At 69.3% G+C, this 25,857-nt stretch carries 25 protein-coding genes; 15 read left to right on the top strand and 10 right to left on the bottom strand.

The features are described 5' to 3' along the window. Positions 1-3 precede the first annotated feature (3 nt). Positions 4-1,170, top strand: a complete 1,167-nt coding sequence (locus ACSMFO_RS05500; RefSeq protein WP_436457220.1) for an FAD-dependent oxidoreductase — start codon at positions 4-6, stop codon at positions 1,168-1,170. 8 nt (positions 1,171-1,178) lie between these two features. On the opposite strand, the gene ACSMFO_RS05495 is transcribed toward ACSMFO_RS05500, so the two are convergent. Both ACSMFO_RS05495 and ACSMFO_RS05490 read right to left on the bottom strand, forming a co-directional pair. Further along, entirely contained in the window at positions 1,179-1,616 is a 438-nt protein-coding gene (locus ACSMFO_RS05495) for a hypothetical protein (protein ID WP_436457219.1), read from the bottom strand. 172 nt (positions 1,617-1,788) lie between these two features. Continuing rightward, positions 1,789-2,220 carry a PPOX class F420-dependent oxidoreductase gene (locus ACSMFO_RS05490; protein WP_436457218.1) on the bottom strand — a complete coding sequence of 144 codons (432 nt, stop codon included), beginning with the start codon at positions 2,218-2,220 and terminating at the stop codon, positions 1,789-1,791. 185 nt (positions 2,221-2,405) lie between these two features. Between ACSMFO_RS05490 and ACSMFO_RS05485 the strand changes: the two genes are divergently transcribed. Beyond that, positions 2,406-3,185: an endonuclease I family protein gene (locus ACSMFO_RS05485; protein WP_073842268.1), complete on the top strand. Its 780-nt coding sequence runs from the start codon at positions 2,406-2,408 to the stop codon at positions 3,183-3,185. Here the strand turns inward: ACSMFO_RS05485 and ACSMFO_RS05480 are convergent. Further along, positions 3,182-3,673, bottom strand: coding sequence for an N-acetyltransferase family protein (locus tag ACSMFO_RS05480; protein ID WP_436457217.1), 492 nt, complete (start codon positions 3,671-3,673; stop codon positions 3,182-3,184). The genes ACSMFO_RS05485 and ACSMFO_RS05480 overlap by 4 nt on opposite strands. Positions 3,674-3,707: 34 nt before the next feature. After that, positions 3,708-4,448, bottom strand: a complete 741-nt coding sequence (locus ACSMFO_RS05475) for a dienelactone hydrolase family protein (protein WP_436457216.1) — start codon at positions 4,446-4,448, stop codon at positions 3,708-3,710. Positions 4,449-4,583: 135 nt separating this feature from the next. On the opposite strand from ACSMFO_RS05475, the gene ACSMFO_RS05470 reads away from it, so the two are divergent. Continuing rightward, complete coding sequence (locus ACSMFO_RS05470) at positions 4,584-5,555, top strand: GlxA family transcriptional regulator (RefSeq protein ID WP_400564309.1); 972 nt, start codon at positions 4,584-4,586, stop codon at positions 5,553-5,555. Between the two features lie 61 nt (positions 5,556-5,616). Here ACSMFO_RS05470 and ACSMFO_RS05465 read toward each other — a convergent pair whose 3' ends face one another. From ACSMFO_RS05465 to ACSMFO_RS05450, 4 genes are all read right to left on the bottom strand, one after another. After that, entirely contained in the window at positions 5,617-9,273 is a 3,657-nt protein-coding gene (locus ACSMFO_RS05465) for a DHA2 family efflux MFS transporter permease subunit (RefSeq protein ID WP_436457215.1), read from the bottom strand. Further along, positions 9,270-9,863, bottom strand: a complete 594-nt coding sequence (locus ACSMFO_RS05460) for a PadR family transcriptional regulator (protein WP_436457214.1) — start codon at positions 9,861-9,863, stop codon at positions 9,270-9,272. Before ACSMFO_RS05460 ends, ACSMFO_RS05465 begins: the two co-directional genes overlap by 4 nt. Before the next feature lie 141 nt (positions 9,864-10,004). Next, a complete protein-coding gene (locus ACSMFO_RS05455) occupies positions 10,005-10,301 on the bottom strand; it encodes a DUF1330 domain-containing protein (RefSeq protein WP_436457213.1) in 297 nt (98 codons plus the stop codon). Between the two features lie 34 nt (positions 10,302-10,335). Continuing rightward, on the bottom strand, positions 10,336-11,673 hold the full coding sequence (locus ACSMFO_RS05450; protein WP_436457212.1) for an MFS transporter: 1,338 nt from the start codon (positions 11,671-11,673) through the stop codon (positions 10,336-10,338). A 394-nt stretch (positions 11,674-12,067) separates the two neighbouring features. Between ACSMFO_RS05450 and ACSMFO_RS05445 the strand changes: the two genes are divergently transcribed. The 8 genes from ACSMFO_RS05445 (at position 12,068) to ACSMFO_RS05410 (ending at position 19,177) form a co-directional block, all read left to right on the top strand. Then, the gene (locus ACSMFO_RS05445) at positions 12,068-12,988 is read left to right on the top strand and encodes a phosphotransferase enzyme family protein (RefSeq protein ID WP_436457211.1); all 921 of its coding nucleotides are present in this window, start codon (positions 12,068-12,070) and stop codon (positions 12,986-12,988) included. Between the two features lie 82 nt (positions 12,989-13,070). Next, on the top strand, positions 13,071-14,540 hold the full coding sequence (locus ACSMFO_RS05440; RefSeq protein ID WP_436457210.1) for a 2-hydroxymuconic semialdehyde dehydrogenase: 1,470 nt from the start codon (positions 13,071-13,073) through the stop codon (positions 14,538-14,540). Further along, the gene (locus ACSMFO_RS05435; RefSeq protein ID WP_436457209.1) at positions 14,537-15,469 is read left to right on the top strand and encodes an acetaldehyde dehydrogenase (acetylating); all 933 of its coding nucleotides are present in this window, start codon (positions 14,537-14,539) and stop codon (positions 15,467-15,469) included. The genes ACSMFO_RS05440 and ACSMFO_RS05435 overlap by 4 nt, the downstream gene beginning before the upstream one ends. Then, entirely contained in the window at positions 15,466-16,473 is a 1,008-nt protein-coding gene (dmpG, locus tag ACSMFO_RS05430) for a 4-hydroxy-2-oxovalerate aldolase (protein WP_436457208.1), read from the top strand. The genes ACSMFO_RS05435 and dmpG overlap by 4 nt, the downstream gene beginning before the upstream one ends. After that, positions 16,470-17,237 (top strand): 2-keto-4-pentenoate hydratase, encoded by a 768-nt coding sequence (locus ACSMFO_RS05425; protein ID WP_436457207.1) that lies wholly within the window; start codon positions 16,470-16,472, stop codon positions 17,235-17,237. The genes dmpG and ACSMFO_RS05425 overlap by 4 nt, the downstream gene beginning before the upstream one ends. Continuing rightward, positions 17,234-17,662 carry a RidA family protein gene (locus tag ACSMFO_RS05420; protein ID WP_360127787.1) on the top strand — a complete coding sequence of 143 codons (429 nt, stop codon included), beginning with the start codon at positions 17,234-17,236 and terminating at the stop codon, positions 17,660-17,662. Before ACSMFO_RS05425 ends, ACSMFO_RS05420 begins: the two co-directional genes overlap by 4 nt. Beyond that, positions 17,659-18,180 carry a 3-hydroxyanthranilate 3,4-dioxygenase gene (locus ACSMFO_RS05415; RefSeq protein WP_360127790.1) on the top strand — a complete coding sequence of 174 codons (522 nt, stop codon included), beginning with the start codon at positions 17,659-17,661 and terminating at the stop codon, positions 18,178-18,180. Before ACSMFO_RS05420 ends, ACSMFO_RS05415 begins: the two co-directional genes overlap by 4 nt. A gap of 1 nt (position 18,181) precedes the next feature. Beyond that, positions 18,182-19,177 (top strand): amidohydrolase family protein, encoded by a 996-nt coding sequence (locus tag ACSMFO_RS05410; protein WP_436457206.1) that lies wholly within the window; start codon positions 18,182-18,184, stop codon positions 19,175-19,177. A gap of 5 nt (positions 19,178-19,182) precedes the next feature. On the opposite strand, the gene ACSMFO_RS05405 is transcribed toward ACSMFO_RS05410, so the two are convergent. Beyond that, entirely contained in the window at positions 19,183-20,106 is a 924-nt protein-coding gene (locus ACSMFO_RS05405) for a LysR substrate-binding domain-containing protein (protein ID WP_436457205.1), read from the bottom strand. Between the two features lie 26 nt (positions 20,107-20,132). Between ACSMFO_RS05405 and ACSMFO_RS05400 the strand changes: the two genes are divergently transcribed. After that, positions 20,133-21,305: a carboxylesterase family protein gene (locus tag ACSMFO_RS05400; protein WP_436457204.1), complete on the top strand. Its 1,173-nt coding sequence runs from the start codon at positions 20,133-20,135 to the stop codon at positions 21,303-21,305. A 353-nt stretch (positions 21,306-21,658) separates the two neighbouring features. Here ACSMFO_RS05400 and ACSMFO_RS05395 read toward each other — a convergent pair whose 3' ends face one another. Beyond that, positions 21,659-22,216 (bottom strand): hypothetical protein, encoded by a 558-nt coding sequence (locus tag ACSMFO_RS05395; RefSeq protein ID WP_436457203.1) that lies wholly within the window; start codon positions 22,214-22,216, stop codon positions 21,659-21,661. Positions 22,217-22,352: 136 nt separating this feature from the next. Here ACSMFO_RS05395 and ACSMFO_RS05390 point away from each other — a divergent pair, with 136 nt between their 5' ends. The 3 genes from ACSMFO_RS05390 to ACSMFO_RS05380 all read left to right on the top strand — a co-directional run bounded on the left by ACSMFO_RS05390 (position 22,353) and on the right by ACSMFO_RS05380 (position 25,847). Continuing rightward, the gene (locus ACSMFO_RS05390) at positions 22,353-23,012 is read left to right on the top strand and encodes a DUF4255 domain-containing protein (protein ID WP_436457202.1); all 660 of its coding nucleotides are present in this window, start codon (positions 22,353-22,355) and stop codon (positions 23,010-23,012) included. Continuing rightward, positions 23,009-24,997: an ATP-binding protein gene (locus ACSMFO_RS05385; protein ID WP_436457201.1), complete on the top strand. Its 1,989-nt coding sequence runs from the start codon at positions 23,009-23,011 to the stop codon at positions 24,995-24,997. Before ACSMFO_RS05390 ends, ACSMFO_RS05385 begins: the two co-directional genes overlap by 4 nt. Before the next feature lie 112 nt (positions 24,998-25,109). After that, positions 25,110-25,847 (top strand): eCIS core domain-containing protein, encoded by a 738-nt coding sequence (locus ACSMFO_RS05380; RefSeq protein ID WP_436457200.1) that lies wholly within the window; start codon positions 25,110-25,112, stop codon positions 25,845-25,847. The last annotated feature ends 10 nt before the right edge of the window (positions 25,848-25,857 follow it).

Raw genomic sequence — 25,857 nt, 5'->3', positions numbered from 1 at the left:
CCCATGAAGGGCACAGTTCTGGTCTCCGGCGCGAGCATCGCCGGTCCCGCGGTCGCGTTCTGGCTGCGACGGCACGGATTCTCCGTGACAGTGGTGGAAAAGGCGAGCGGGTTGCGCGGCGGCGGCTATCCGATCGACGTCCGCGGCACGGCGTTGGAAGTGGCCGGCCGGATGGGAATCCTGCCGCTGCTTCGGGAAGCACGTATCGAGACGCGTTCCCTGACCTTCGTCGACGCCGAGGGTGGCGAGGTCACTTCGCTGAATCCGCAGACGGTGACCGGCGGGGTCGATGGGGACGACGTCGAGGTGCGGCGGGGCGATCTGGCGGAAATCCTGTACGGAGCCACCCGCGACGACGTGGAATACGTCTTCGACGATTCGATCGCGACGCTCACCGAACACGAACACGGCGTCGAAGTCACCTTCCGCGGCGGAACGCGGCGCGAGTTCGACCTGGTGGTGGGAGCCGACGGCCTGCACTCGCGCACCCGGGAACTCGTTTTCGGCCCGGAGCACCGATTCCACCGTTATCTGGGATATTGCTTCGCCGGATTCACCATGCCCAACGAATTCGGCCTCTCACGGGAAGGCGTGATCTGGAACGCGCCCGGCCGAGGGGCGGCGCTCTACGCGGTCAAGGGAAGCGACAAGGTGCACGGATTCCTGGTCGCCGCCCGCCCTGAACCGCCGTACGAGGTACTCCGCGATGCCGGCGCGCAACGTGACCTGATCGCCGCGACCTTCGACGGCGACGGCTGGGAGATCCCGGCCATGATCGGCGCCCTGCGCGACGCGGACGACCTGTTCTTCGACACCGTCAGCCAGATCCACCTGCCGCGCTGGTCCCAAGACCGGGTCGGCTTGGTCGGCGACGCCGCCTACGCGCCGTCGTTCCTGACCGGACAGGGCACCAGCCTCGCACTCGTCGGGGCCTACATGCTCGCCAGGTCATTGGCCACCACCGGCGCTTTCGACGCCTACGAACGGGAGACGCGGGAATTCGTCGAACGGAACCAAGCACAGGTCGGCGTGGGCGACGCGGCGCTCTTCCCGGTCACCGCCGAAGCCCTGGCGCGGCGCGACAGCCGACTTCGAGGCCTGACCGCATCGGCGCCGGACACCGGACGTCCGGCGCACACGGCTCTGGTGCTGCCTGATCCTGTCGCGTAGCCGCAGGATCAGCGCGGCATCAACGTCGGTGCCGCCGGGATCGAGTCGCGGTCCACGGAAAAGACGGTGAGGAAGTAGTTCGCGGTAGCGCAATTGACGTTCTCGCCGCCGGTGAGTTCCGCCCTCAGCGTGTCGCGCTCGATGGTCAGTTCGGCGCCGTCCTCGGCGCAACCGGGCATGACGAAGGCGAAGGCGCGCCGATCGGCCGCCGGTGCGAACGACAAGGCGGCACGGACTTGGTCCGGTTTCGCGACCTTGGCGCCTTCCAGGATGCGCTGGAACTCCTGCCCCTCGGCCGTCCCCAGTTCCGCGGATTTCGACCCCGCCGGCCGAGGGGCCGAGCCGAGTTCCACGAAGGCCTCCAGTTTCACCTGACTTGCGCCGGGTCCGGTGCCGACGCCGCATCCCGCCAGGACCAGGAGTAGGCACAGTGCGATCCATCTCATGTGCCGAGGACGTAGTGGACGGGTCATTCGGTTGCGTCGCCTTGGTCTCGAACCGGCATCCGGCCGCGAAAGCCTCGCGCCGGCGTTGCGAAAGCCACTTTCGCAACCTTCAACGTTGCGAAAGTGGCTTTCGCAACGTGCCACCAGCGCATGCGTCCACAAAGGACTCGCCTCAGCCGAGACGTCCCCGCCGGAAAGGCTCGACCCCGACGACATGGCGGACGCGGGTCGGCTCGACGAGAACCTTCACTCGCCGTTCTCCGGGAATTCGCCATTCGAACCGGTCGGTGCCGACGTATTTCTTCGCCAGCCGGTCCATGCAGCGATCCGCTTCGTCGCCTTCGACGAACTCGACGGCCCGGCCGTGGATCACCACCCGGTCGTAGGGGTCGACCGTGTCCAGGCATGACAACGAGACACGAGGATCGCGGCGCAGGTTCTCCTCCTTCACCCTGCCGATGGCGGTGTTGAACACGATGAAGTCGCCTTCGACGTCGATCCACATGGGGGAGACCTGAGGCGAACCGTCCTGGTTCACCGTGGCCAGATGCCAGAAGTTCGGTGCCACGACCCACTCGCGGATCTGCTCGCTCAACTCGGCCACACGGCCCTCCGGTGAGTCACGATCAGAACGTCGATTGTCGCGTGACCGGCAGCGGATGTCACCAGCCGAAAGTGGGTGTTGACAGACATGACAGTATTTTTCCAACTAGCTGACTAGTGCGTTGCCGGGGCCGTGGTCGAGCGGACGACGATCCGGGTAGGCGCCTCTGGGGAGAGGAACTGTGCATGCAGCCGACCCGCCGTATCTCCTTCGTTCTCGCGCTCGGCGCCGCGGCGGGGCTCGCGTTCGCGCCACCGTCTCTCGCGGGGCCGGTGTCGGGTGACGACTACTACCAGGACGCGCTGGGCAAGACCGGCCCGGAACTCAAGGCCGCGTTGCACAAGATCATCAGCACCAACACGAAACTGACCTACGACCAGGTGTGGGACGGGATCAGGGCCACCGACGAGGATCCGGCCAACAAGGCGAACGTCGTCCTGCTCTACAGCGGCCGTTCGCAGGCGAAGACCGCCAACGGCGGGGGAGTCGACGACTGGAACCGGGAACACGTCTGGGCCAAGTCGCACGGCGACTTCGGCACGGCCGTCGGGCCGGGGACCGACCTGCATCATCTGCGCGCGGAGGACGCGTCGGTCAACAGCACCCGAGGGAACAAGGACTTCGACGCCGGAGGCTCTCCGGTCGAGGAGGCGCCCGGCAGCCTGACCGACGACGACTCGTTCGAGCCGCGGGACGCGGTCAAGGGCGACGTGGCGCGCATGATCCTGTATATGGCCGTCCGCTACGACGGCACCGACGGTTTCCCCGATCTCGAACCCAACGACGCCGTCGACAACGGCTCCAAGCCCAACATCGGCCGGCTCTCGGTACTGCTGACCTGGAACACCCAGGACCCGCCCGACGCCACCGAGCAGCGCCGCAACCAGGTCATCTACGACCAGTTCCAGCACAACCGCAACCCGTTCATCGACCACCCGGAATGGGCGGCCTCCATCTACGGCTAGCCGGTGAGCTTCCGGAAGAAGCACACCCGGTCCTGGCCGGGGCCGTCATAGTCGCAGTGCACGGGAAGGCCGTCGATCACCCGGTCGCCTGTTTCGAGCGTGAACCCCATGGCGCGATGGAAGGCGATGGATCCGGTGTTCGCCGGGGAGGTGATCGCGCGGACCTCCGTGCGGCCCTCCTCGGCGGCGTGCCGGAAGAAGGTCGTGTACAGGCGGCGCGCCGTCCCCTGTCCGCGGAGTTCGGGATCTACGCCGACAAAATGGATATACGCCTCGTAGTCGTTGTCGGGGGCGTGAAAGCCGACAAGAAATGCCCTGATGCCGGTTTCGTCTTCCAGGACCAGGCTCGTCCTGGAGAAGAACTGGAGGAACAGCTTGGGCAGCAGCAGCGAGAGTTCGCGTGCTTCGGCGGGGGTGCGCGAGTCGCCCCACCACCGCTGGACACGGTCGACGATCGCGCTGTGGTCGGCGACGTCGGCTCGGCGCATGTCGTTCTCCTTTCGATGCCATGGCCGTTCGTTTCTACAGGCGCTCGGTGAGGAACGCGAGGATCTCGTCCCTGGCCCGCACCGTGGGGTGGCCTTCGGCGTCGACGAAGTGGGCGGTCACGACGCTGTGCGGGCTGCCGACCACGTCACGGAAGAACGGCGGCGGGTCGGTGTTCGCGGCGGTGTCCGGCAGGACGCGCCCGTCGAAGGCGTCACCGAGGAGAGCCTGGTACGCGGCGAACCGCTGTCCGGTGCACCAGCGGTCGCCCTCGAAGCGATAGGCGAGCACCTTCAGTCCGTCGCGTGAGATCCGGTCCCGGAGCGCGGCCGCGTCATCGTCGCCGAGTTCGAGGCCGCCCGGGTCGTCCAGCGGCAGTGACGGGTGGTTGACCACGGGGGCGATCACGGCGGGTTCGAGCGCCATGGTGAGCGCGAAGTTGCCGGTGAAGCACAGGCCGATCGCGCCGACGCCGGGACCGCCGCATTCCGCGTGGGCGATCCGCGCGAGCCCGCGCAGCCACCGGGTGACGGGGCTGGTGCCGCCTCCGGCGAACGCCCGGAATTCGGCGCTGACGCAGGCGCGGCGGACCACTTCTTCGCCTGCCTCGGCGGCGGGATAGGCACCGTCGACCCCGAAGAGCGAGGGGACGTAAACGGTGAACCCCGCGTCTCGCACCCACCGCGCGAACCGGAGGACGTCGGGACTGATGCCGGGCATTTCCGGCATCAGCACCACGCCGGGGCCGGAACCCGCGACGTGAACGGTCTTCGTCACGCCGTCCACCTCCACCGGGCGGTGGGAGAAGTCGGCGATCGCATCATCGGAGTGTTCGCGCATGACCGCAGCTTCGACGAGGGCCGCGGTCGAGGGAATGGGCCGGATCGCCGGATATCAGGGTAATCTCGCCACGTGTTGCGAGTCGGTGTCCTGGCGTACCCGGGCTGCTTCGCGTCCGAAGTCTTCGGTGTTCCCGATCTGCTCACCATGGCCACGTACGTCGCCGGCCCGGACCATGCCGGGTACGAGGTTTCCGTCGTCTCGCCCCGCCGCCGTGTCGTCGCGTCGGGCGGTGTCACGTTGACCGTCTCGCCGCTGCGCGAGGTCGACGTCCTCGTCGTGCCGGGATTCGAGCACATGCCCGGCCAGGACATCGACGCGAAGCTGGCGCGTCTCGCTGGAGAGGTCGAGGCGATCCGCGCCCACGCGGCCGCGGGCAACGTCGTCGTCTCGATCTGCGTCGGCGCGTTCCTGCTCGCCGAGGCCGGGCTCCTCGACCATCGCCGCGTCACCACCTCGTGGCTCTTCGCGGACGAGCTGGCCCGGCGTCGTCCTGAAGCCCTGGTCCAGCCAGAGCATCTCGTCGTCACCGACCGGGGAGTCACGACGACGGCGGCCTTCAGCGCCATGTACGACTTCGCGCTCGGACTGATCCGGGAACACAACGGTGCCGAAGTGGCACGGAAGACGGCGCGGGTGGCGCTGGTCGACGACGCGCGGTCATCGCAGACGCCGTACGTCGACGCGCGGCTGCTTCCCAGGCCGGGCAACGGGTTCGCCCGCCCGGTCATGCGATGGCTCGACCAGAACCTGGCCGCCCGCTACGACCTCGCCGCGTTGGCCGGACGGTTCAACGTCAGCACCCGGACGATGTTGCGGAGGTTCGCGGCGGAAGCCGGGCAGAGCCCGCTCGAATACCTGCATTCCTCACGGGTCCGGCGCGCCCGCCATCTCCTGGAGACCACGGACCGCACGGTCGCCGGGATCTGTGCCGCCGTCGGCTACCGGGACCCGGGGACGTTCGCCGCTCTTTTCGCGAAGCACACGGGACGGCGGCCCAGGGACTATCGCGCCGCCTTCCGGCGGTCGTCGCCCGGTCCGTGAAGGCCCCCTTGAGGGACCCAGAGTCCCTCAAGGGGGCCTTCACGGACCTGCCACCAGAGGCTCAGCAGCTGATGTACGGCATCACCCAGTCACCCCAGTCATCGGCCGAGCCGTCGCCGGCGTCGTCCACGGCGAGCGCGAGCACCTGCACGCCCGTCAGCGGCACGACCAGACGCTGCGTGGCGTCCCCATGCCGCATGTCCCCTGTGGCCTCCAGTTCGACGCCGTCACCGAGCACCCGGAACCCGAGTGTCCCGTTCGGCCCGCGGTCGTCGACACCGACGGTCGCGGTGAACTGCTTGCATTTGCCGCCGAGGTAGTACCGCACGACCGACGGCGCGTGGGCCCCCAGCCCGCCGCGCGTTTCGACCTTTCCGTTGATCGTGAACGGATGGCCGTTGCCGATACTGTCCCGCTCCACCGGGCCGAGGCCGTTCTCCGTGGAGATCCACGGCTGGGTGCTCAGCAAGCCGTTGCTGTACGGCGGATTCGGCGCGAGCATGAGCGGCGACTCGGCCGACGCGGTCGCGGTCCGCGGGCCCTGCGCGGTCGTGTAGGTCACCGTGGCCGGCATCTTGAACGGCTCGGTCGCGGTCGAAACCGGGCGCAGCGTCACCGCGGTCTCCCAGGTGGCGCCCGGTTCGACGGTCTCCGTGGTCGCTTCGGCGGGGCCGTCGAACTGCCACTGCGCGGGCGCGGTCAGGCGCAGGTGGGCTCCGGTGATCGGCGTCGAGCCGGAGTTGGTGAACTTGACCGTGGTGGTCACCGGCTGGGACGGCGGCACGGAGTCGGGCAGGCCGACGGTCAGCGACGTCCGCGGCGCGGCGGCCACGTTCGTCGGCCACACCCGCAGCACGGTGGCGGCGTGCCGCCCTACAGTGCCGCCGAGCGCGCCGGTCGTCACGGTCTCGTCGCCCGTCCACAGGTCGCGCACGCGATATCCGGACGCGGCGGGGAGTCCGGCGTCGGCAACGGAGGTGGTGATCGGCGCGGCGAGTTCGCCGCGGTTGAACAGCACCAGGACGGCCGAGCCGTCGGACATCGGTTTCGTCCACACCTCGGTCCAGCCCGTGTCGCGGACCTTGTGCCCGGCGACCCCCGCCCAGTCCTGCTGGACGGCGATGATGTCGCGGTTGCTCATCTCGGCGGCGGGAAGCGTGATGTCGGCCGTCAGCGCCATGTCGGCGACCAGTGGCGCGTTGAGCACCGCCCACAGCCCGAGTTTGGCTTGGCGCTCCGCGGTGTCGAGGTAGCTGAAGGTGAACGGGCCCGGCATGTTCCAGCCGCCCGGGCCCTTGTAGCCGTCGAGTCCGTACTGCTTGTCGAGACTGTTCGCCGAGTAGCCGAAGTTGGTGGTCGAGTTCTTGTAGGTGCGCCAGATCTGTGCGCCCGCCGCCCGTGCCCACAACCACGGCTTCTGCTCGCGGTCGTAGTCGTCGATTTCGAGGGTGATCGGACGGCCGGTGCGCTTGATCGCGTCCGCCATTTTCTTGACCCGCGCGGGCGCGTCACCGTTGACGCTGTAACAGGTGTCGTAGCGCAGGTAATCCGCGCCCCAGTCGGCGAAGGTCTGGGCGTCGAGGTCTTCGTGGTCGAGCGAGCCCGCCGCCTGACGGCTGCAGGTCGTCGCCCCCGTACCGCTGTAGAAACCGATCTTGAGCCCGCGCGAGTGCACGTACTCCACCAGCGCCGGGATGCCCGACGGGAAACTGGCGCGGGCGGTGAGCTTGCCGTCGGCGTCACGCTGAGCCGCCTGCCAGCAGTCGCCGAGCATGACGTACTCGTATCCGGCGTCACGCAGCCCCGAGCTGACCAGCTGGTCCGCCGCGGCCTTCACGGCGTTCTCGCTGTATTGGTAGACGCAGTAGGGATCCCCAGTCGCCCAGGTGATTCCCAGCGGGGGTCTTTCGCCGGGAACCGGATCGGACGGTGTATCGGCCGCCGCGGGGACGGCCGTCGCGAGCAGGAAAAGGGCGCAGAGAAGTACGAAGAGTCGTCGCATGGTTCCCCTCCGGAAAAGCAGACAAGACTCCCAGCATCGTCTCGCCGCTTGCCCCAGGTCAAGAGGGGTTTTTTGCCCTAGCGCCGGGGCGGACAGCTGTTCCGCCGTGCTGTCCGGTGCGGCCGGAGCCGGTGGCCGCCTGCGTTTGGCCAGCAGTGCGCAGACGGCGCCGAGGAGCACGGCGGTGATCGGCAGGACCATCGCGCCGTGCATCGCCGCGACGTAACCGCCGGAGAACACCTCGTTCGCCGCCGCCGTGATCTGCCGGGCGACCGCCGGGGTGGTCCCGCTCGGGACCGGCACCGCGGTGCCCGCCTGCAGCTCGGCGAAGTCCAGGCCACTGCCGGTGGCACGCCGTACTCCGTCGACGAATTCCCCGCGTACCTCGGGAGGCAGCGTCGCGGCCACCGACCCGGCGCGCGTCAGCAGGTTGCCGACGAGCTGATTCTGCAGCAGCACACCGAAACCGGCGGTGCCGAGCACCGCGCCGATCTGCCTCGTCGCGTTCAGCACGCCGGCCGCCGAGCTCGCCATCATCGGCTGCACGTCGTACATGGCCACCGTGGTCAGTGGTGCGAACGTCGCGCCGAGCCCGAGCCCCATCACGATCATCGCGGGCAGCAGTGTCCACACCGTACTGTCCACAGTGGACGTCAAAGAGAAGATCAGCAGGCCGAGACCGAACAGCAGCAGGCCGGTGACCACGATCGGCTTGCCGCCCACCTTGTCGCCGAGCCTGCCCGCGTACGGGCCGAGCACCACGGAGATCGCCGACATCGGCAGGCTGATCATGCCCGCGGCCAGCGCCGAGAAGCCCAGCACCGACTGCGCGTAGAGCTGGAAGCCGATCGCCATGCTCATGATGCCGACCGACAGCCCGATGGCGCCGGCGTTCATCAGGCTGAAATTACGGTTGGTCAGCAGCGCGAACGGCACCATGGGCGCGCGCGTGCCGGGCCTGCGCTGGGTGAAGCCGAACGCGACCAGCAAGGCCACGCCCAGCACCAGCAGCAGCGGGATGCTCACGAAGGACCAGATCGTCCCCCAGTGGTAGCGCTGTCCTTCCTGCAGGCCGAAAGCCAAGCAGGACAGGCCGAGGATGACCAGTGCCGCGCCGGGGACGTCGAAACGGCCGGTCCTAGGCGGTTTCGCCCCGGCCGGAATGATCATCGGCGCGAACACCAGGATCAGGATCCCCAGCGGCACGTTGAGGGTGAAGATCCAGCGCCAGTCGAGCGCGCCGACGAGGAAGCCGCCCAGCGGCGGTCCGGTGATGGTGGCGACGCCGGCCACCGCGCCCCAGACGCCGAGCGCGGTTCCGCGCCGCTCCGGCGGGAAGATGCTCATGATGATCGACATCGTCTGGGGGATCAGCAAAGCGGCGCCGAGGCCTTGCAGTGCGCGGGCCGCGATGAGCTGGCCGGGATCCCGCGCCAGCGCGCACAGCAGGGACGCCAGCGTGAACACCGCGACCCCGGCGAGGTAGACGCCGCGTTTGCCGAACATGTCGCCGAGCCTGCCGCCGGTGATCAGGAAGACCGCCAGCACCAGGACGTAGGAGTTGCTGACCCAGAGCACCTCGTTGTAAGACGTGCCCAGCCGCTCGACGATGTTCGGAATCGCGACGCCGACGACCGTCGTGTCGAGCAAGGTCATGAAGAACCCGAGACAGAGGGCCACCAGCACGGCCCAGGGATTCCCCCGCAGTTTGCTCATCCGTCCGCTTTCTCTTCGGTCGCTGATTCGCCGGGCTGCCAATCCAGGCGTCCTTCGTGGATGTCCTGGACGATCGCGCGTGTCAGGTCCAGGTCGGCGCGCAGATGCGCTTGCAGATGCCGGATCTCGACGATGTCGATCGCCGCCACGCCGCGTTTGACGAGCGCGTCGCTCCCGGCCGTCGCCGACGCCAGTGACGCCTCCAGGAGCACGGCCCGGCGCTCCAGCTGGGCGACCGCGTCCTCCTTGGGGAGCAACGACATGAAGGCGAGCGCGGCACAGTAGGTCGGGTACTCCGGCTGGAGCGTGGAAAGCAGTTCCCGTAGCCGTTCGAGGGCGACTTCGCGCCCTTCGTCGGTGATCGCGTAGACCGTCCGCTCCGGACGCTTGCCCTCGCGGGTGGTCTCGACCGTCTCGATCAGCTCGGCCTTCGCGAGCACGTCGAACGTGTGATAGAGCGCGCCGTGGGTGACCTTGATCAGGTGATCGAGTCCTTCTTCCCGCAGGCGCTGCCGGACTTCGTAGGGGTGCTGGGGTTGCCGGCTGAGCAGTCGCAGCACGGCCAGCCCGAGGATGGTGAGGGTTCGCAAGGGCGCTTCTCCGATCTAGTCCGATCAGCATAGTCTAAACAGACTATTTTGTTCGGACGGGTCTGCGATCGGGGTGCGACCAGGGCGGACGCAGAAAACCCGCGCCGGGAGGTCCTCCCGGCGCGGGTGTCGGCTAGAACGTCAGTCGAGGCCTTCGACGATGCGGAAGTCGCGCTCGAACCCTTCGGGGAGTGTGGCCAGCGCCTCCCGGTAGGCCGCGCTCTCGTAGGCGGCGACCGCTTGTTCGAAACTGTCGAACTCGATCAGGACGACGCGCTCGGCGATCCCGGCTTCGTGGGCGACGACCCGGCTGCCGCCGCGGGCGAACGTCCGCCCGCCCGCGGCCTTGACGGCCCGGCCGGCCAGCTTGTTGTAGGCGTCGAGCGCCTCGGGGTCCGCGATGGTGGGGTAGACGCTGACCCAGTAGCCCTTGGGCATGGAACCTCCACTGTCGAGATGCGTGCATCCTGACTTACAGGATGGTCCCGGATGAGCGTTGAAGGGTGTGGCTTTCGTCGCGCGATCCGTCCATTGTGGATTCCGCGGCGCCGGAGGGGACCAGGCGGAACAGGGCCATCGCGCTGACCATGCTGACGCCGCAGATCGCGGCCAGATACCAGGTGATGCCGGTGGTCGAGCCGGTGGAGTTGAGCACCGCGGTGGCGATCATCGGGGCGAGCCCGCCGCCGAGGATCGCGCCGCCCTGCAGCAGCAGCGACATCCCGGAGAACCGGACGTTGACCGGGAAGGTGTCCGCGATGATCGCGCCCTGCACGCAGTGGGTGATCGGGACGACCAGGCCCATGCCCGCCAGCGCGAGCATCGCGAACCCGGTGTTGCCGGTGTTCAGCAACGGGAAGAAGGCGAGGCACCACAGCAGGAGCGCGGCCGATCCGGCGACGAACATGGTGCGCCTGCCGTGGCGGTCGGCGATCCGCGTCCAGAGCGGGATGGTGGCGAACCACAGCACCGCCGATCCGGTCACCGAGAGGATCAGGAACTGCCGGTCGTAGTGGAGGCTCTGGGTCCCGTAAGAGAGCGTGAAGACCATGAACACGTAGGCGACCGCCGAGTTCGCCACGCCGACCAGCAGGGTCAGCGCGAGCCTGCCGAAGCCGACCTTGAACGCCGCGCCGAGGGGGAACCGGACCACCTTGTCGTTCTGCGCCGCCTTGGTGAACGACGGTGATTCGGTGATCCGCAGCCGGATCAGCAGGCCGATCGCGACCAGCACGAAGCTCAGGAGGAACGGGATCCGCCAGCCCCAGGCGGCGAACGCGCTCGCGGGCATCACCGCGCTGCTGCCGAGGAACAGCAGATTCGCCAGCACGAGCCCGGCCGGCGTGCCCATCTGCGGGAAGCCGGCGTACCGGTTCCGCTGGCCGGCCGGCGCGTGTTCCATCGACATCAGCGTCGCTCCCGCGCCTTCGCCGCCGAGCCCGATGCCCTGCACGATCCGCATCGCGACCAGCAGGATCGGGGCCCAGATACCGATCGCCTGGTAGTTCGGGATCAACCCGATCAACGTGGACCCGACGCCCATCAGCATCAGCGAGACCACCAGCGTGGATTTGCGGCCGATCCGGTCGCCGAAGTGGCCGAACACCAGACCGCCCAGCGGGCGGGCGATGAAGCCGACGGCGAAGGTGCTGAAAGCGGCGAGGGTGCCGACCGCGGGGCTGAGCGAGGGGAAGAACTGCTTGTTGAAGATCAGCGCGGACGCGGTGCCGTAGAGGAAGAAGTCGTACCACTCAAGGGTGGTTCCGGCGAGGGTGGCGGCGGCGATCTTGCGGGGCGCGGGTGCGTTCATCTGCGATAACCCAATCGAGTCGGGCGACAGCCGAGCGCGGCTGCTGGCGATTGGGCAGAAGCCTGACATCGTGAGGCATAGGCCACAAATGCCGAATCGACGGTCTGTTATGTCCATATGGGCATAGCTGGCGGCTGATATCAGTGAGTGGGGAGGATTCCGGACGTTCAACGGCCGGAATCCTCCCCACTCGACAGGCTCGTCGATTCCGGACCAAGATCAACGGAGGATTGGGGACACTCAACGTCTCCAATCCTCCGTTGATCTTGGTCCGGGGCGAGTTCGTGTCTCGTTCCGCGCGTGAAGGCCTCCTTCCCTCGGCTCAGCCGAGGGAAGGAGGCCTTCACGCGCAAACCCGGGCGCGGGAGGACGGCGAACCTGGCACAGTCCCCTCGTGGCGTTGAACGATCTACCGGACTGGCTGCCGGTCTGGTGTGCGGAGCATTTGGGGGCCGAGCCCGTCGGCGTCCGGTTCGAACTGCGGTCGATGTCGACGGTCTTCGGCCTGCGGCTGGCGGACGGACAAGACGTCGTGGTGAAGGCGCGCGAGGACGACGGGCGGGCCGCGTCCTGTGTCGCCGCGCAGACCTGGTTGGCGGACAAGGGGTTCCCGTGTCCGCGGCCGCTCACGCCTCCGGTCGGTGTCGGCGCGCTGGCCGTGCACGCCGAGGAGTTCCGCCCCGGCGGTGAGCTGCTGCCCGGCGACTCGCCGGACGTCGCCGCGCGCTACGCGGAGGTGTTCGCCCGGTTGATGGCCGGGCTGGCCGGCTTGGCCGTCCCGCCGCCGTTGCCGAATCCGCGCTGGTCGCGGTGGGATCACCGGGATCCCGGGGTGTGGCCGTCGATCCGGTCTCTCGACGAACTGGATCAGAGCGCGGTGCCCGCGTATGTCGTCGACACGGCGCGCCGGGCGCGCGAGCGGCTGCTGGCCGCGGGCCTGCCGTGCGTGCTGGGCCACGCGGACTTCGAGGCGCAGAACCTCTGCTGGCACGGCACGCAGGTGTGCTCGGTGCACGACTGGGACAGTCTGGCCTGGCAGCCGGAGGCGGCGCTGGTGGGCGGCGCGAGTGGCGTGTTCCCCAAGACCGGTCCCGCGAGGCTGCCGCCGATCGCGAGTTCCGCCGCGTTCCTGGCGGCCTACCAAGACCATCGTGGGCGCCGGTTCACCGAGGAGGAGCAAGAAGTCGCGTGGGCGGCCAGCCTGTGGACGGCGGCGCACGACGTCCGCTGGGAAGCCCTGCACGGCACGGCTCCGAAGGCCGACGACGCTCTTCGTGCGCAGGCCGCTGAACGTCTTCGGCGCGCGAACGCCTGACACTTCGATATGTTCATTTCGGCATATCAGGAGAGCGGATACGCATTTGTTCCGCATGGCCCGGCAGGCCACAGTGGACGGCATGACGCAGTCAGTGCGGTGGATCCGCAACTTCGTGGACGGTGAGTTCGCCGAGCCGGATGGGCCGGGGTTCCCGGCGATCGATCCGGCGACCGGTGCGGAGTTCGCCCGGGTGCACGAGGCGGATCGTGCGCTGGTGCACCGCGCGGTCACCGGCGCCCGCGCCGCGTTGCACGACGGCTGGGCGGACACTCCGGTGCGGGAGCGGACGGCGCTGCTGCGCCGGGCGGCCGACCGCATCGAGGCGCGGTTCGAGGAGTTCGTCGCGGCCGAGGTCGCGGACACCGGAAAGCCGGTCACCCAGGCACGCGAGCTCGACGTGGCCCGCGCGGTGGCGAACTTCCGCACGTTCGCCGACGTGATCGCGGCCGCCGGCCAGGAAGCGTTCGTCACCGATCTGCCGGGCGGGGCGCAGGCGCTGAACTACGCGGTGCGCAAACCGCTCGGCGTGGTCGCGGTGATCGTGCCGTGGAACCTGCCACTGCTGCTGCTGACCTGGAAGGTCGCGCCCGCGCTCGGCTGCGGCAACGCGGTCGTGGTCAAACCGAGCGACCAGACCCCGTCCACCGCGACCCTGCTGGCCGAGGTGCTGGCCGAAGCCGGATTGCCCGCGGGTGCCTACAACGTGGTGCACGGGTTCGGCGGCGATTCGGCGGGGCAGTACCTGACCGAGCATCCCGGCATCGACGGAGTGACGTTCACCGGCTCGTCGGCCACCGGGACCCAGGTGATGCGCACCGTCGCGCCCCGGGTCCGGCCGGTTTCGTTCGAACTCGGCGGGAAGAACGCCGCCATCGTGTTCGAGGACGCCGATCTCGACGAGACGCTCGCCGGGCTGACCCGGTCGGTGTTCGCGAACACCGGGCAGGTGTGCCTGTGCACCGAGCGGGTGTACGTGCAGCGCTCGGTGTTCGAGGACGTGGCGGCCGGACTCGTGGAGCGGGCACGCGGGCTGCGGCTCGGTGACCCGATGGACGAGCGGACCACGACCGGCCCGCTGATCTCGCCGGAGCACCGGCGCAAGGTGCTGGACTACCTCGCGCTCGCCGAGCAGGCCGGGGCCAAGACCCTGACCGGCGGCGGAATCCCCGAGCTCGGACCGGAACTCGACGGCGGCTCGTGGCTGGAGCCGACCCTGTGGACCGGGTTGACCAACGAGGACCGGCCGGTGCGGGACGAGATCTTCGGCCCGGTGGCCGCGCTGATCCCGTTCGACACCGAGGACGAGGCGATCGCGCTGGCCAACGACACCGAATACGGGCTGGCTTCCTCGGTATGGACCGAGAACCTGCGCCGGGGACATCGTGTCGCGCAGGCGATGCACGTCGGCATGTCGTGGGTGAACACCTGGTTCCTGCGCGACCTGCGCTCGCCGTTCGGCGGGATGGGGCTTTCCGGGATCGGCCGGGAGGGCGGCGCGTCTTCGCTGCACTTCTACACCGAGCCGACGAATGTGTGCGTGCGGCTGTGACGGCGACGGTTCCGGTCGCCGTCATCGGCTCCGGCAATATCGGCACCGATCTGATGATCAAGGTGCTGCGGTTGTCGAAGACGCTGCGGATGGCCGCGATGGCGGGTATCGATCCGGCCTCGGACGGGCTGGCCAGGGCGGCCAGGCTCAAGGTGGCCACCACCCACGAAGGTATCGACGGCCTCATCGGGCTGCCGGAGTTCGCCGACGTGCGGGTGATCTTCGACGCGACCTCCGCCGGTGCGCACCGGCGGCACGCGGAACTGGCCGAGGCACACGGCAAGCTGATGATCGACCTGACCCCGGCCGCCCTCGGCCCGTTCGTGGTGCCGCCGGTGAACCTCGACGAGCATCACGCCGCGCCGAACGTGAACATGGTGACCTGCGGCGGACAAGCCACGATCCCGATGGTGGCCGCGGTGTCCTCGGTCGTCCCGGTCGCGTACGCGGAGATCGTCGCGTCGATCTCGTCCCGTTCGGCGGGGCCCGGTACCAGGGCGAACATCGACGAGTTCACCGAGACCACCGCGGCCGCGATCCGCGAGGTCGGCGGCGCCGGGACGGGCAAGGCGATCATCGTGCTGAACCCGGCCGATCCGCCGATCGTCATGCGGGACACGGTGTACTGCCTGGTCGAGGGGGAGCCGGACCGGGAGAAGATCGCGGCGTCGGTCCGGCGGATGGCCGAACGGGTGCGCGAGTACGTGCCGGGCTACACGCTGAAACAGGAAGTGCAGTTCGACCCGGTGGACCGGCAGTGGGTGCCCGAACTCGGCCGGGAGATCTCCGGGCTCAAGATCTCGGTGTTCCTCGAAGTGCTGGGCGCGGCCCACTATCTGCCGGACTACGCGGGAAATCTCGACATCATGACCTCGGCGGCGCTGCGCACGGCCGAGCGGATCGCCGCGTTGAGGGGGTGGCTCGGATGAAGGTCTACCTGCAGGACGTGACCTTGCGCGACGGTATGCACGCGATGGGACATGCGTACACAGTGGACCAGGTCCGGCGCATCGTGTCCGCTGTGGACAAGGCCGGGGTGGCGGCGATCGAGGTCGCGCACGGCGACGGGCTCGGCGGATCCAGCGCGACGTACGGATTCGGCGCGCACACCGACGAGGAGTGGATCACCGCGGCCGCCGAGGTGATCGAGAACGCGACGCTGACCACGTTGCTGCTGCCCGGGATCGGCACCATCGGACAGCTGCGCCGCGCCCGCGACCTCGGAGTGCGCAGCGTGCGGATCGCCACCCACTGCACCGAGGCCGACGTGGCCGCGCAGCACATCGCGTGGGCTCGCGAACAGGGCATGGACGTGTCCGGATTCCTGATGATGAGCCACCTTTCCACGCCGGCCGCGCTCGCCGGACAGGCCAGGCAGATGGAGTCGTACGGCGCGCACTGCGTGTACGTCACCGATTCCGGTGGCAGGTTGACGATGAACGGGGTCGCCGAACGGATCGACGCGTACCGGCAGGTGCTCGACGCGCGAACCGAGATCGGCATCCACGCGCACGAGAACCTTTCCCTTTCGGTGGCGAACAGCGTCACCGCGGTCGAGCACGGCGCCTGCCGGGTGGACGTCGCGCTGGCCGGACAGGGCGCGGGGGCGGGGAACTGCCCGGCCGAGCCGTTCGTCGCGGTCGCCGACCTGCTCGGCTGGGAGCACGGCGCGGATCTGTTCGCGTTGCAGGACGCGGCGGACGACCTGATCCGCCCGCTGCGGGAGCGGCCGGTGCAGGTGGACCGGGAGACGCTGACCCTCGGCTACGCGGGCGTGTACTCGAGTTTCCTGCTGCACGCCGAACGCGCGGCCGCCCGCTACGGACTGGACACCCGGCGGATTCTCACCGAGGTCGGCAGGCGCGAGCTGGTCGGCGGGCAGGAGGACATGATCGTGGACATCGCACTCGACCTGGTACGGAGCAGCACATGATGGCCGTCGCGGAGATCTCGGCGCTCGCCGATCGGCTGGACACCGCGCAGACGACGTGCGCCGACACCCCGAGCCTCGCCGACGACCACGCGCTGGACATCGCCGACGCGTACGCGATCCAGGCGGCGCTGGTGGCCCGGCGGGAGACCCGTGGCGAGCGGGTGCTCGGGGTCAAACTGGGGCTGACCAGCAAGGCGAAGATGGCGCAGATGGGCGTGTCCGAGGTGATCGCCGGCAGGCTCACCGACGCGATGCGGGTCGCCGATGGCGGCGATGTCTCGCTGGCGCGTTTCATCCATCCGAAGGTGGAGCCGGAGGTCGCGTACCGGCTGGCCCGCGATGTGGACCTCGCCGACCCCGCGTTCGACGTGGAGTCCGCTGTGGACGCGATGGCCCCGGCGATCGAGATCATCGACTCGCGGTACCGGGATTTCCGGTTCACCCACACCGATGTGGTCGCGGACAACACTTCGGCCGCCGGGTACGTGCTCGGCCCGTGGCGCGCGTTCGGCGAAGTGGCGGACCGGGCGGTGCGGCTGCGTTCCGGTGGCCGGGAGGTGATCGGCTCGACGGCGGCGATCCTCGGCGATCCGGTGCGCGCGCTGCACGCGCTGGTCGAGCTGTGCCGGAAACGCGACATCCCGCTGCGGGCCGGGCAGGTGGTGCTGGCCGGCGCCGCGACCGAAGCGATACCGTTCGCGCCCGGCGTCGCCGAGGCGGACATCGCCGGGCTCGGCCGGGTTTCGGTACGGGGGCTGGCATGAGCGGGCGCTTGATCCCCGGACTGGCCAAGCCGAGGGGCCGGTTCCCGCATGTGAAGGTCGCGGGAGACCTGATCTTCGTGTCCGGGACCAGTTCCCGGCGCCCGGACAACACGTTCGAGGGCGTCGAGGTGGACGAACTCGGCACCACGAACCTGGACATCCGCGCGCAGACCCGCGCGGTGATCGAGAACATCCGCGGCATCCTGCATGAGGTCGGCGCCGACCTCGCCGACCTCACGCAGATCACCACCTTCCTGGTTTCGATGAACGATTTCGGCGGCTACAACGAGATCTACGGCGAATACTTCGACGAAACCGGCCCCGCCCGCACCACGGTCGCGGTGCATCAGCTGCCGCATCCGCATCTGTTGATCGAAATCCAGGCAATCGCCCAGCTACCGAAAGACACGGAGGTCCCCCGATGACCGGCATTCCCGAGGTCGTCAATTTCCAGGCCTGGATCGCCGAGCACGAGCATCTGCTCAAACCGCCGGTGAACAACCGGACCATGGCGCTCGGCAACGATTTCATCGTGCAGATCGTCGGCGGGCCGAACCAGCGCACCGATTTCCACGTCGACCCCTACGAGGAATGGTTCTACCAGCTCAAGGGCACCATGCACGTGAACATCATGACCGCCGACGGCCAGCAGACCGTCCGCATCTCCGAAGGCGACACCTGGCTGCTGCCGGGCGACATCCCGCATTCGCCGCAGCGCCCGGAGGCGGACTCGATCGGCCTGGTCATCGAGCGGGTCCGCGAGGAGGGCACGCTGGAGAAGTTCCAATGGTACTGCCTGGAATGCGCGTCGCTGGTGCACGAGGTGGAGCTCCAGGTGCGCGACATCGTCGAGGATCTGCCGCCGGTCTTCACCGCGTTCTACGGCGACGAGCAGGCCCGCACATGCGGCGGCTGTGGCGCGCTCCACCCCGGGAAGGGCTGAGATGACCGGCCTGATCGACATCCACACGCACTACGTGCCGAACGGCTGGCCGGATCTGCGCGCGGACGCCGGGCCGGATGCGCCGTGGCTACGCGCGGAGACCGAGTCCGAGGCGATGATCATGATGGGGGACAAGGAGTTCCGCCGGATCGGCGCGGACTGCTGGAACGCGGGGACCCGGCTGCTGGACATGGACGCCGACGGCGTGCGCGCCCAGGTGGTCTCCCCGACGCCCGCGTTCTTCAACTACGGCAGGACCGGCGAGCAGGCGGCCCGGATCGCGCGGATCTTCAACGATCTGGCGCTGGAGATCGTCGCGCCGGCACCGGACCGGCTGATCCCGTTCTGCCAGGTTCCGTTGCAGGACACCGACGCCGCGTGCCGCGAGCTGGAACGCTGCCTGGCCGCGGGGCATCGCGGGGTGGAGATCGGCAACCACGTCGGTGACCACGACCTGGACAGCGCCGGGGTGGAGACCTTCCTGCAGCACTGCGCGTCGCTCGGGGTCCCGGTGTTCGTGCACCCGTGGGACATGGACGGTTCGCCCCGGCTGGACCGGTGGATGGCGCGGTGGCTGACCGCGATGCCCGCGGAAACGCATCTGTCGATCCTGGCGCTGGTGCTCGGCGGGGTGTTCGACCGGATCGACGAGAGCCTGAAGATCTGTTTCGCGCACGGCGGTGGGTCGTTCGCGTTCTGGCTCGGCCGGATGGAGAACGCCTGGCACCGGCGGAACGACGTGATCGGCACCTCGGAGTTCCCGCCGTCGCACTATCTCGACCGGTTCCACGTCGACTCGGTGGTCTTCGACGAGCGGGCGCTGCGACTGCTCGTGGACACCCTCGGCGCAGAGCGGGTGATGGTCGGCAGCGACTACCCGTACCCGCTCGGCGAACGCCCGGTCGGTGAGGTGGTGCGCAAGAGCGGTTTCCTGACCGAACCCGAGCGGCGGCTGATCACCAGCGGGAACGCCGAACGCTTCCTTTCCCTGCCGTGACCGTCCTAACGGGACATTCCGCCGGCGACGTCGGTGAGGCTGCGGATCAGCGCGTCCACCGACGGGCTGAGCGTGCGCTGGGCGGGCAGGGTGAGCCCGACACTGTGCCCGATGGGTTCCAGCGCCAGCGCGACCCTGGTGATCCTCGGATCGTCCTTGGTGATCAGGCTCGGCAGCGCGGCGATCACGTCGGTCTCCAGCAGCAGCTGCCGCACGGTGAGGAACGACGTGGTCTCCACGCGGTTCGCCGGCAGCGGGAAATCGTTGCGGGTGAACAACTGTTCCAGCTCGCGGCGCAGTGCGGTCTCCGCGCAGGGCAGGATCCACGGGTACTCCGCGAGATCGGCCAAGGCGACGTCGGTCGCGCCCGCCAGCGGATGCGCGGTGCGCACCACCAGATCCACCGACTCGTCGTACAGCTTGCGGCGCTCGATCCGCTCGTCCGACGGCGCCGTCAGCCTGCCGATGATCAGATCGACCCGGCCGGCCTCCAGCTCCACCAGCAGCGCTTCCGGAGAACCCTCCCGGACGACGATGGTCAGGTACGGCCGCTCGGTCTTGATCGCCGCGATGGCGCGCGGCAGCAACATGTTCGACCCCGCGAGATGGGTGCCGACCACGACCGTGCCGCGCTCCGCGTCGGCCAGCTCGGCGACGTGCCGTCCGGCCTGTTCGAGCTGGGCGAGCACCGCGCGGGCGTGCCCGGTGAACGCCTCGCCGAACACGGTCGGGGTGACGCCGCGCGGGCCGCGTTCGAACAACCGCACGTCGAGGATCTCTTCGAGTTCGTGCAGACTCCGGGTCGCCACCGGCTGCGTCACGTGCAGTTCGGCGGCGGCCCCGACCACGGTGCCCTGCCTGGCCAGCGCGTCGAGCAGGACGAGATGGCGGAACTTCAGTCGGCCGTCCAGCAGGCGTGGCAAGATCACCGGCCGATCCTACCCGGGAGATGCGTATGACCACGATTGTCCGAACCGGACCGATTCGCTACGCCACGGCGGCCAGGTTCGCGCCGCCGGTCGCCGTTTCGGGGCAGCGGCCGTCGAGCGGGGAGATCAGTCCGCAACCGCCGTCCCGGCTGGACCGGGTGATGGGACCGCCGCGCGATCGGCCGCCGCAGGGCGAGGACTGTCTCAACCTGACGATCAGTACCCCTGGTCTGGACGCCGGGCGCAGGCCCGTGCTGGTGTGGCTGCACGGCGGCGGATTCTCCAGCGGCGGCGGGCTGCTGGACTGGTACGACGGTGGCGCGCTGGCGGCCGAAGGCGATCTCGTGGTGGTCGGCGTCAACTACCGGCTCGGCGCGCTCGGCTACCTGTACCTGGACGGCGTCAGCCCCGGCAATCTCGGGCTGGCCGACCAGCTGGAGGCGCTGCGCTGGGTGCGGGCCAACATCGCGGCCTACGGCGGGGATCCGGACAACGTGACGGTCGCCGGGCAGTCGGCGGGCGGGATCTCCATCCGGCTGCTGATGGACCTGCCCGAGGCACGCGGCCTGTTCCGGCGGGCGATCCTGCAGAGCGCGCCGCTCGGCCTCGCCACCCGGTCACCCGAACAGGCGGACAAGCTCGGCCAGGTGTTCGCCGACGCGCTCGGCACCGACCCTCGTACCGCCGGGATCACGGAAATCCTTGCCGCGCAGAAGGAAACCGCGCTGACGAACCTGCGGCTCAGCGGCGACCCGATGGCGCCCGCGTTCGTTCCGGTGGACATGGCGGAGGGGACGTCTTTCGCGGACAACGTGCGCGACCTGGATGTGCTGTACGGCTGGAACGCCGACGACATGACCGCGTTCCCGGGCGCTGCCGGGACCGACGAGGTCTACATCGGACCGTTGGCCGAATTCGGCGACCGGCTGCGCGGGGCGGGCGCCGGTGCCTGGTCGTATCGCCTGGACTGGCGGCCCGAGGGGTCCGAGTTCGGTGCGACCCATTGTGTGGAACTGCCGCTGCTGCTCGGTACCCGGTCGGCGTGGCGGGACAGTCCGATGCTCGGCGAGGTCCCGTGGGCGGAGGTCGACGCTTTCGGCGCCGCGCTTCGCGCTGTGTGGGCGACCTTCGCCCGTACTGGAAGTCTTGACCCGGCTCCGGTCGCGGGCCTTCCGGTCACGTTCGCCGGACTTGAGTGACGCCAGCGTTTGTGGGCCGGTGGTGGGCTGAAGGCTCCCTTCGCCGAGTCTGATGCGGCGAAGGGAGCCTTCAGCCCAGGTCGGACGCGAAGCCGTGAGTGGCGATTCGGGTCAGGGACAGGGGTGTCTTAGGTACTACCGTCGGGCGGTTTCGCGTGTCTGGAGGGACGGCGCGTGTGATCCGATGGACGACACGCGTGTCCAGGCGGACGACTCTCGGTGAGACCCCGCCGGCACGCGTGTCGTCCATCCCATCACGAGTGTCGTCCGACCAGACACGCGAAAACACCGGCCCGGACACTGAACCCCGCCGCCCAAAACCACCACGCGAAACCGCCTGGACTTGGCAGGCGCTAGGGGACCAGGTCCGGCCGGACTCTCGCGATCTCCTGGGTGAGCTGCCGGACGATGGTGCTGTTCGGCAGTCTCAGTTCCACTTCGGGACCGGGAGTGGACGGGCGCGTGAACAGTTTCGCGTGACGGCTTTCGAAGTACGGGTCCTTGGTGTTGAACACCAGGGCCGACAGGACGACCTTCGCGTTCGGGTCGCCCTGGGGCCGCGGGCGCGGTTCCTGGCCGCGCACCGCACGCACCTCGTTCCATTCGATCAGGTCGGATTTGCGGCCGGCTCGCCACCACAGGCCATGTTCGTCGGCCGCGAAGCGAATCTTATGGGGGACCGAGCCGATCGCCGTCAGCAGACCGCCCACCGCGAGCGCGCCGAAGATGAAGGCCGCGGGTTCCGCGGGCATCTTGATTCTGCGCGACGACGACGGGCTCCCGACGTCCGGGAAGAGGGCGGCCAACCCGAAGAAGACCAACAGCGCCAGTCCGCCGATGAACAACCAGCGACTGGACCGGTACTCGATTACGGGTGTCCCTGGAGTGGGTGACCATGTCTGTTCGGGCACGACCGGCAGCGTAACCGACGGTGGCTCGGTTGCCCGTACGGGCAGCACGGCGTACCCGAAGGTCTGCCGTTGCGAGGCTGGCCGCCCGGCGCCGCCGCGATCATCGTGGGAAGACCGCCGTCCGAGGAGGTCCGCAGTGATCCATGAGGTCGACGAGGCGCTCCGGCGGCTGGTACGGGGCGAGACCCGGCGCGGCAGCGAGATCGACGTCGCGTTCGACGCGCCCAACAAGGAATGGGCATCGCGGCGCAACGCCCCCACAGTGAACGTCTATCTCTACGACGTACGCGAGGACCTTCGACGCCGTTCACGAGGCCTGCTCAACGAGTACGACCAGGTCGGCAAGGTCTCGGCGCGGCACCTGCCGCCCCGGCACATCAAGCTGTCCTATCTGGTCACCGCGTGGACGCAGCGGCCGGAGGACGAGCACCGCGTGCTGTCCGACCTGTTGCTCGGCCTGCTCGCCCACGACGCCGTCCCCGAGTCGGCACTCACCGGGTCGCTGGCCGAGATGGGCCTGCCGGTGCCGATGACGGTCGCGTTACCGCCGCCCGAGGATCGCGCCTTCGCCGACGTCTGGACCGCTTTGGGCGGCGAACTGAAACCGTCGCTGGACGTCGTCATCTCCGCGCCGGTCCACAGTGGACGGGTGTTCCCGGCCGAACAGCCGCCGAAGGAAGGCCTGAAGCTCGACGCCCACGACGGTGAGCTGGTCGGGCACCACGTGGCGGAGAGCGGGGCGGTCGAAGGTCAGCGCCGGGTCGCGATGGCGCGCACCCACCGGAAGTCCCGATGAGCCTGGAGTACCTGTTCGAGCGGCTGGCGCGGCTCGAACAGCGGATCCGCGACGCGGTCGAGAGCCGCCGGGCCGCCGACCCGAACCCCGACGACCCCTTCCGCGGGCTGTACCTGTCGAACGAGACGATCGACGCCCTGCTGGAGGGCCACCGGGAGCCGTTCCCACCGTTCACGGACTCCGTGCCGGGCGGCCGCCTGTATCCCCTGGCGGAGCGCGCGGGACTCACCGGCGTCGACGTCGAACTGCTGCTCGTCGCGCTCGCGCCCGACCTCGACAGCCGGTTCGAGCAGTTCTACGGCTACCTCAACGACGACGTGACCCGGCGGCGGGCGACTGCGGGCTTGGCCTTGCGTCTGTGCGGCGTCCCCGAAGCGTCGGCCGCCGGCCGTGCGCGGCTCGACGCCGACGCCCCGCTGATCACCTGTGGCCTGCTCACCATGGAGGACGAGGAACGTCCCTTCCTTTCACGCACGCTCCGGGTGCCCGACCGGGTGGTGAACCACCTGCTCGGCGACGATCGGCTCGCCCCGGAACTCGCCGGGTGCGCCCACCTCGGCACGAGGGTCACCGACATGGCCGGTGCCGATCGGCTCATCCGGGCGATCAGAGGCCAGGTCGGGTTGGTCTATCTGAGGGAGCATCCCGGCGGCGGTGCCGAAGAACTCGGTGTCGCGGCGCTGACCGGGGCCGGCCATCCCGCGCTGGTGGTCGACGCGGCGCGATGGCAGGCCGAGTCCCGGCACGGCGAGCTCACCGGGTCGCTCGTGCGGGAGGCGTTGCTGCGTGGTGCGGGGCTGGTGCTGGGCCCGGTCGACGACGCGCCGCGTCTGGAGAAGCTCGCTCATCCGGCGGTCCCGTTCGTCGTGCACGGCACCGGGGCCTGGGATCCCCGGTGGAGCGCGATCCCGCCGTTGCAGCTCGACGCCTTCCCCTTGTCCGCGGCGAGCCGCGTGGATCTTTGGCGCAGCCATCTCGACGGCGGGCTCGCTCCTGACGTCGATCCGGGGGAGGCGACCGCGCATTTCGTGCTGGGGCCGGGGCAGATCGCCCGCGCGGCGAAGGCGGCGTCGGTGACGGCGCTGGCCGACGGCGGCCCAGTGCGGACGTCCCACCTGCGCGCGGGCGCGCGGAGCCAGAACGCGGCCGGACTGCAGCGGCTCGCCCGGCGGATCGAGCCCGTGGTCGGCTGGAGCGACCTCGTGCTGCCCGCGGGCGTACTGTCCCTTTTGGACGAACTGGCCGCGCGGGCACGCTACCGGGACCAGGTGCTCGACGAGTGGCGGATGCGGCCGGGCGGTGGCCGCGGCCGGGGTGTGACGGGGCTCTTCGCCGGGGACTCGGGGACGGGAAAGACCATGTCCGCCGAGGTCATCGCCGCCTCGCTGGGGCTGGATCTCTACACCGTGAACCTGGCGACGGTGGTCGACAAGTACGTCGGCGAGACGGAGAAGAACCTGGAACGGATCTTCACCGAGGCCGCCGGAGTCAACGGTGTGCTGCTGTTCGACGAGGCGGACGCGATCTTCGGCAAACGGTCCGAGGTGCGCGACGCACACGACCGGTACGCGAACATCGAGAGCGCGTACCTGCTGCAGCGGATGGAAACCTTCGACGGTATCGCCGTACTGGCCACCAACCTGCGAGCGAACCTCGACGAGGCGTTCACCCGGCGGCTGGACGTGATCGTGGACTTCCCGTTGCCGGACGTCGAGTTGCGGCGTCAGCTGTGGGACCGTTGCCTCGGCGCCCGGATGCCCCGCGCCGACGATCTGGACCTCGGGTTCCTCGCCGAGGCCTTCGAACTGGCGGGCGGACACATCCGCTCGGCCGCGGTCACAGGTGCCTATCTGGCCGCGGAAGCCGGCCGCCCGGTGGCGATGACGGATCTGGTCGGCGCGGTCGCGCGGGAGTATCGCAAGCTGGGCAGACTTTGCCTGGACCGCGAGTTCGGGCCGTACCTGGCGATGGTGACCGACGGCTGACCTGCCCGTTCGGGCAGCCGATGCCGCCCTTCCGGCCGCGCATCGCAACCTGGCGCGCGGCGCGGCGACGGCGCAAGCTGGACGGGCGGCGTAGCGACCGAGGGAGCGGACCATGCGCGGGCACAGTCACGACAACGACCTTGAACCGAGCCTGCGGCCGAAGGGCGACCGGATAGAGCGGGACGAGGGAGGTCTGCTGGGCCGCGCCGCCGCGGCCGGGCGCACCGACGTCCTCGGCCCCGGCGGCATGCTCGATCTGCAGCGTGCCGTGGGAAACGCGGGCGTGAGCACCCTGGTCGAAGAGGAACGTTCGCCGGTGCACGACGTCGTCGGCTCAGGCGGCGGCGCGCCTTTGGACGCCGCGACGCGTACGGACATGGAGGGCCGCTTCGGGCACGACTTCGGCGACGTCCGGGTGCACACCGACGGCGCCGCCCACGATTCGGCGAAATCCGTCAACGCGCAGGCCTACACGGTGGGTTCGAACATCGTGTTCCAGCGGGACAAGTACGACCCCGGTTCGGATTCGGGCAAGCACATGCTCGCGCACGAGCTGACCCATGTCGTCCAGCAACGCAGCGGGCCCGTGGACGGGACCGACGCCGGTGGCGGTGTGAAGGTTTCGGATCCCTCGGATCGGTTCGAGCGCGAGGCCGTCGCGAACGCGGACCGGCTGATGTCGGCTCCAGCGCCTGCCTCCGCCGTGCAGCGTTGTGAGGACGGTGGGCACTCCGCCGAGGATTCCGCCGCTGTTCAGCGCGAGGAAGCTCCTGAAGCCGAGGAAGGCGAAGAGGAGAAGATGGCGCAGACGTATGTGCAGCGCGAGGAAGAAACCGAAGAAGAGGCCTAGTCTGCAGGCA

It is taken from the genome of Amycolatopsis sp. w19, assembly GCF_051373225.1.
GTDB classification, from domain to species: Bacteria; Actinomycetota; Actinomycetes; order Mycobacteriales; family Pseudonocardiaceae; genus Amycolatopsis; species Amycolatopsis japonica.
The sequence above is the reverse complement of the archived record's forward strand: the minus strand, read 5'-3'. Positions and strand labels throughout refer to the sequence as shown.

Coding starts and splice junctions, on each gene's coding strand:
- ACSMFO_RS05500 (WP_436457220.1), top strand. CDS start 4: ATGAAGGGCACAGTTCTGGTCTCCGGCGCGAGCATCGCCGGTCCCGCG.
- ACSMFO_RS05495 (WP_436457219.1), bottom strand. CDS start 1,616: ATGAGATGGATCGCACTGTGCCTACTCCTGGTCCTGGCGGGATGCGGC.
- ACSMFO_RS05485 (WP_073842268.1), top strand. CDS start 2,406: ATGCAGCCGACCCGCCGTATCTCCTTCGTTCTCGCGCTCGGCGCCGCG.
- ACSMFO_RS05480 (WP_436457217.1), bottom strand. CDS start 3,673: ATGCGCCGAGCCGACGTCGCCGACCACAGCGCGATCGTCGACCGTGTC.
- ACSMFO_RS05465 (WP_436457215.1), bottom strand. CDS start 9,273: ATGAGCAAACTGCGGGGGAATCCCTGGGCCGTGCTGGTGGCCCTCTGT.
- ACSMFO_RS05455 (WP_436457213.1), bottom strand. CDS start 10,301: ATGCCCAAGGGCTACTGGGTCAGCGTCTACCCCACCATCGCGGACCCC.
- ACSMFO_RS05450 (WP_436457212.1), bottom strand. CDS start 11,673: ATGAACGCACCCGCGCCCCGCAAGATCGCCGCCGCCACCCTCGCCGGA.
- ACSMFO_RS05440 (WP_436457210.1), top strand. CDS start 13,071: ATGACGCAGTCAGTGCGGTGGATCCGCAACTTCGTGGACGGTGAGTTC.
- dmpG (WP_436457208.1), top strand. CDS start 15,466: ATGAAGGTCTACCTGCAGGACGTGACCTTGCGCGACGGTATGCACGCG.
- ACSMFO_RS05425 (WP_436457207.1), top strand. CDS start 16,470: ATGATGGCCGTCGCGGAGATCTCGGCGCTCGCCGATCGGCTGGACACC.
- ACSMFO_RS05420 (WP_360127787.1), top strand. CDS start 17,234: ATGAGCGGGCGCTTGATCCCCGGACTGGCCAAGCCGAGGGGCCGGTTC.
- ACSMFO_RS05415 (WP_360127790.1), top strand. CDS start 17,659: ATGACCGGCATTCCCGAGGTCGTCAATTTCCAGGCCTGGATCGCCGAG.
- ACSMFO_RS05410 (WP_436457206.1), top strand. CDS start 18,182: ATGACCGGCCTGATCGACATCCACACGCACTACGTGCCGAACGGCTGG.
- ACSMFO_RS05400 (WP_436457204.1), top strand. CDS start 20,133: ATGACCACGATTGTCCGAACCGGACCGATTCGCTACGCCACGGCGGCC.
- ACSMFO_RS05385 (WP_436457201.1), top strand. CDS start 23,009: ATGAGCCTGGAGTACCTGTTCGAGCGGCTGGCGCGGCTCGAACAGCGG.
- ACSMFO_RS05380 (WP_436457200.1), top strand. CDS start 25,110: ATGCGCGGGCACAGTCACGACAACGACCTTGAACCGAGCCTGCGGCCG.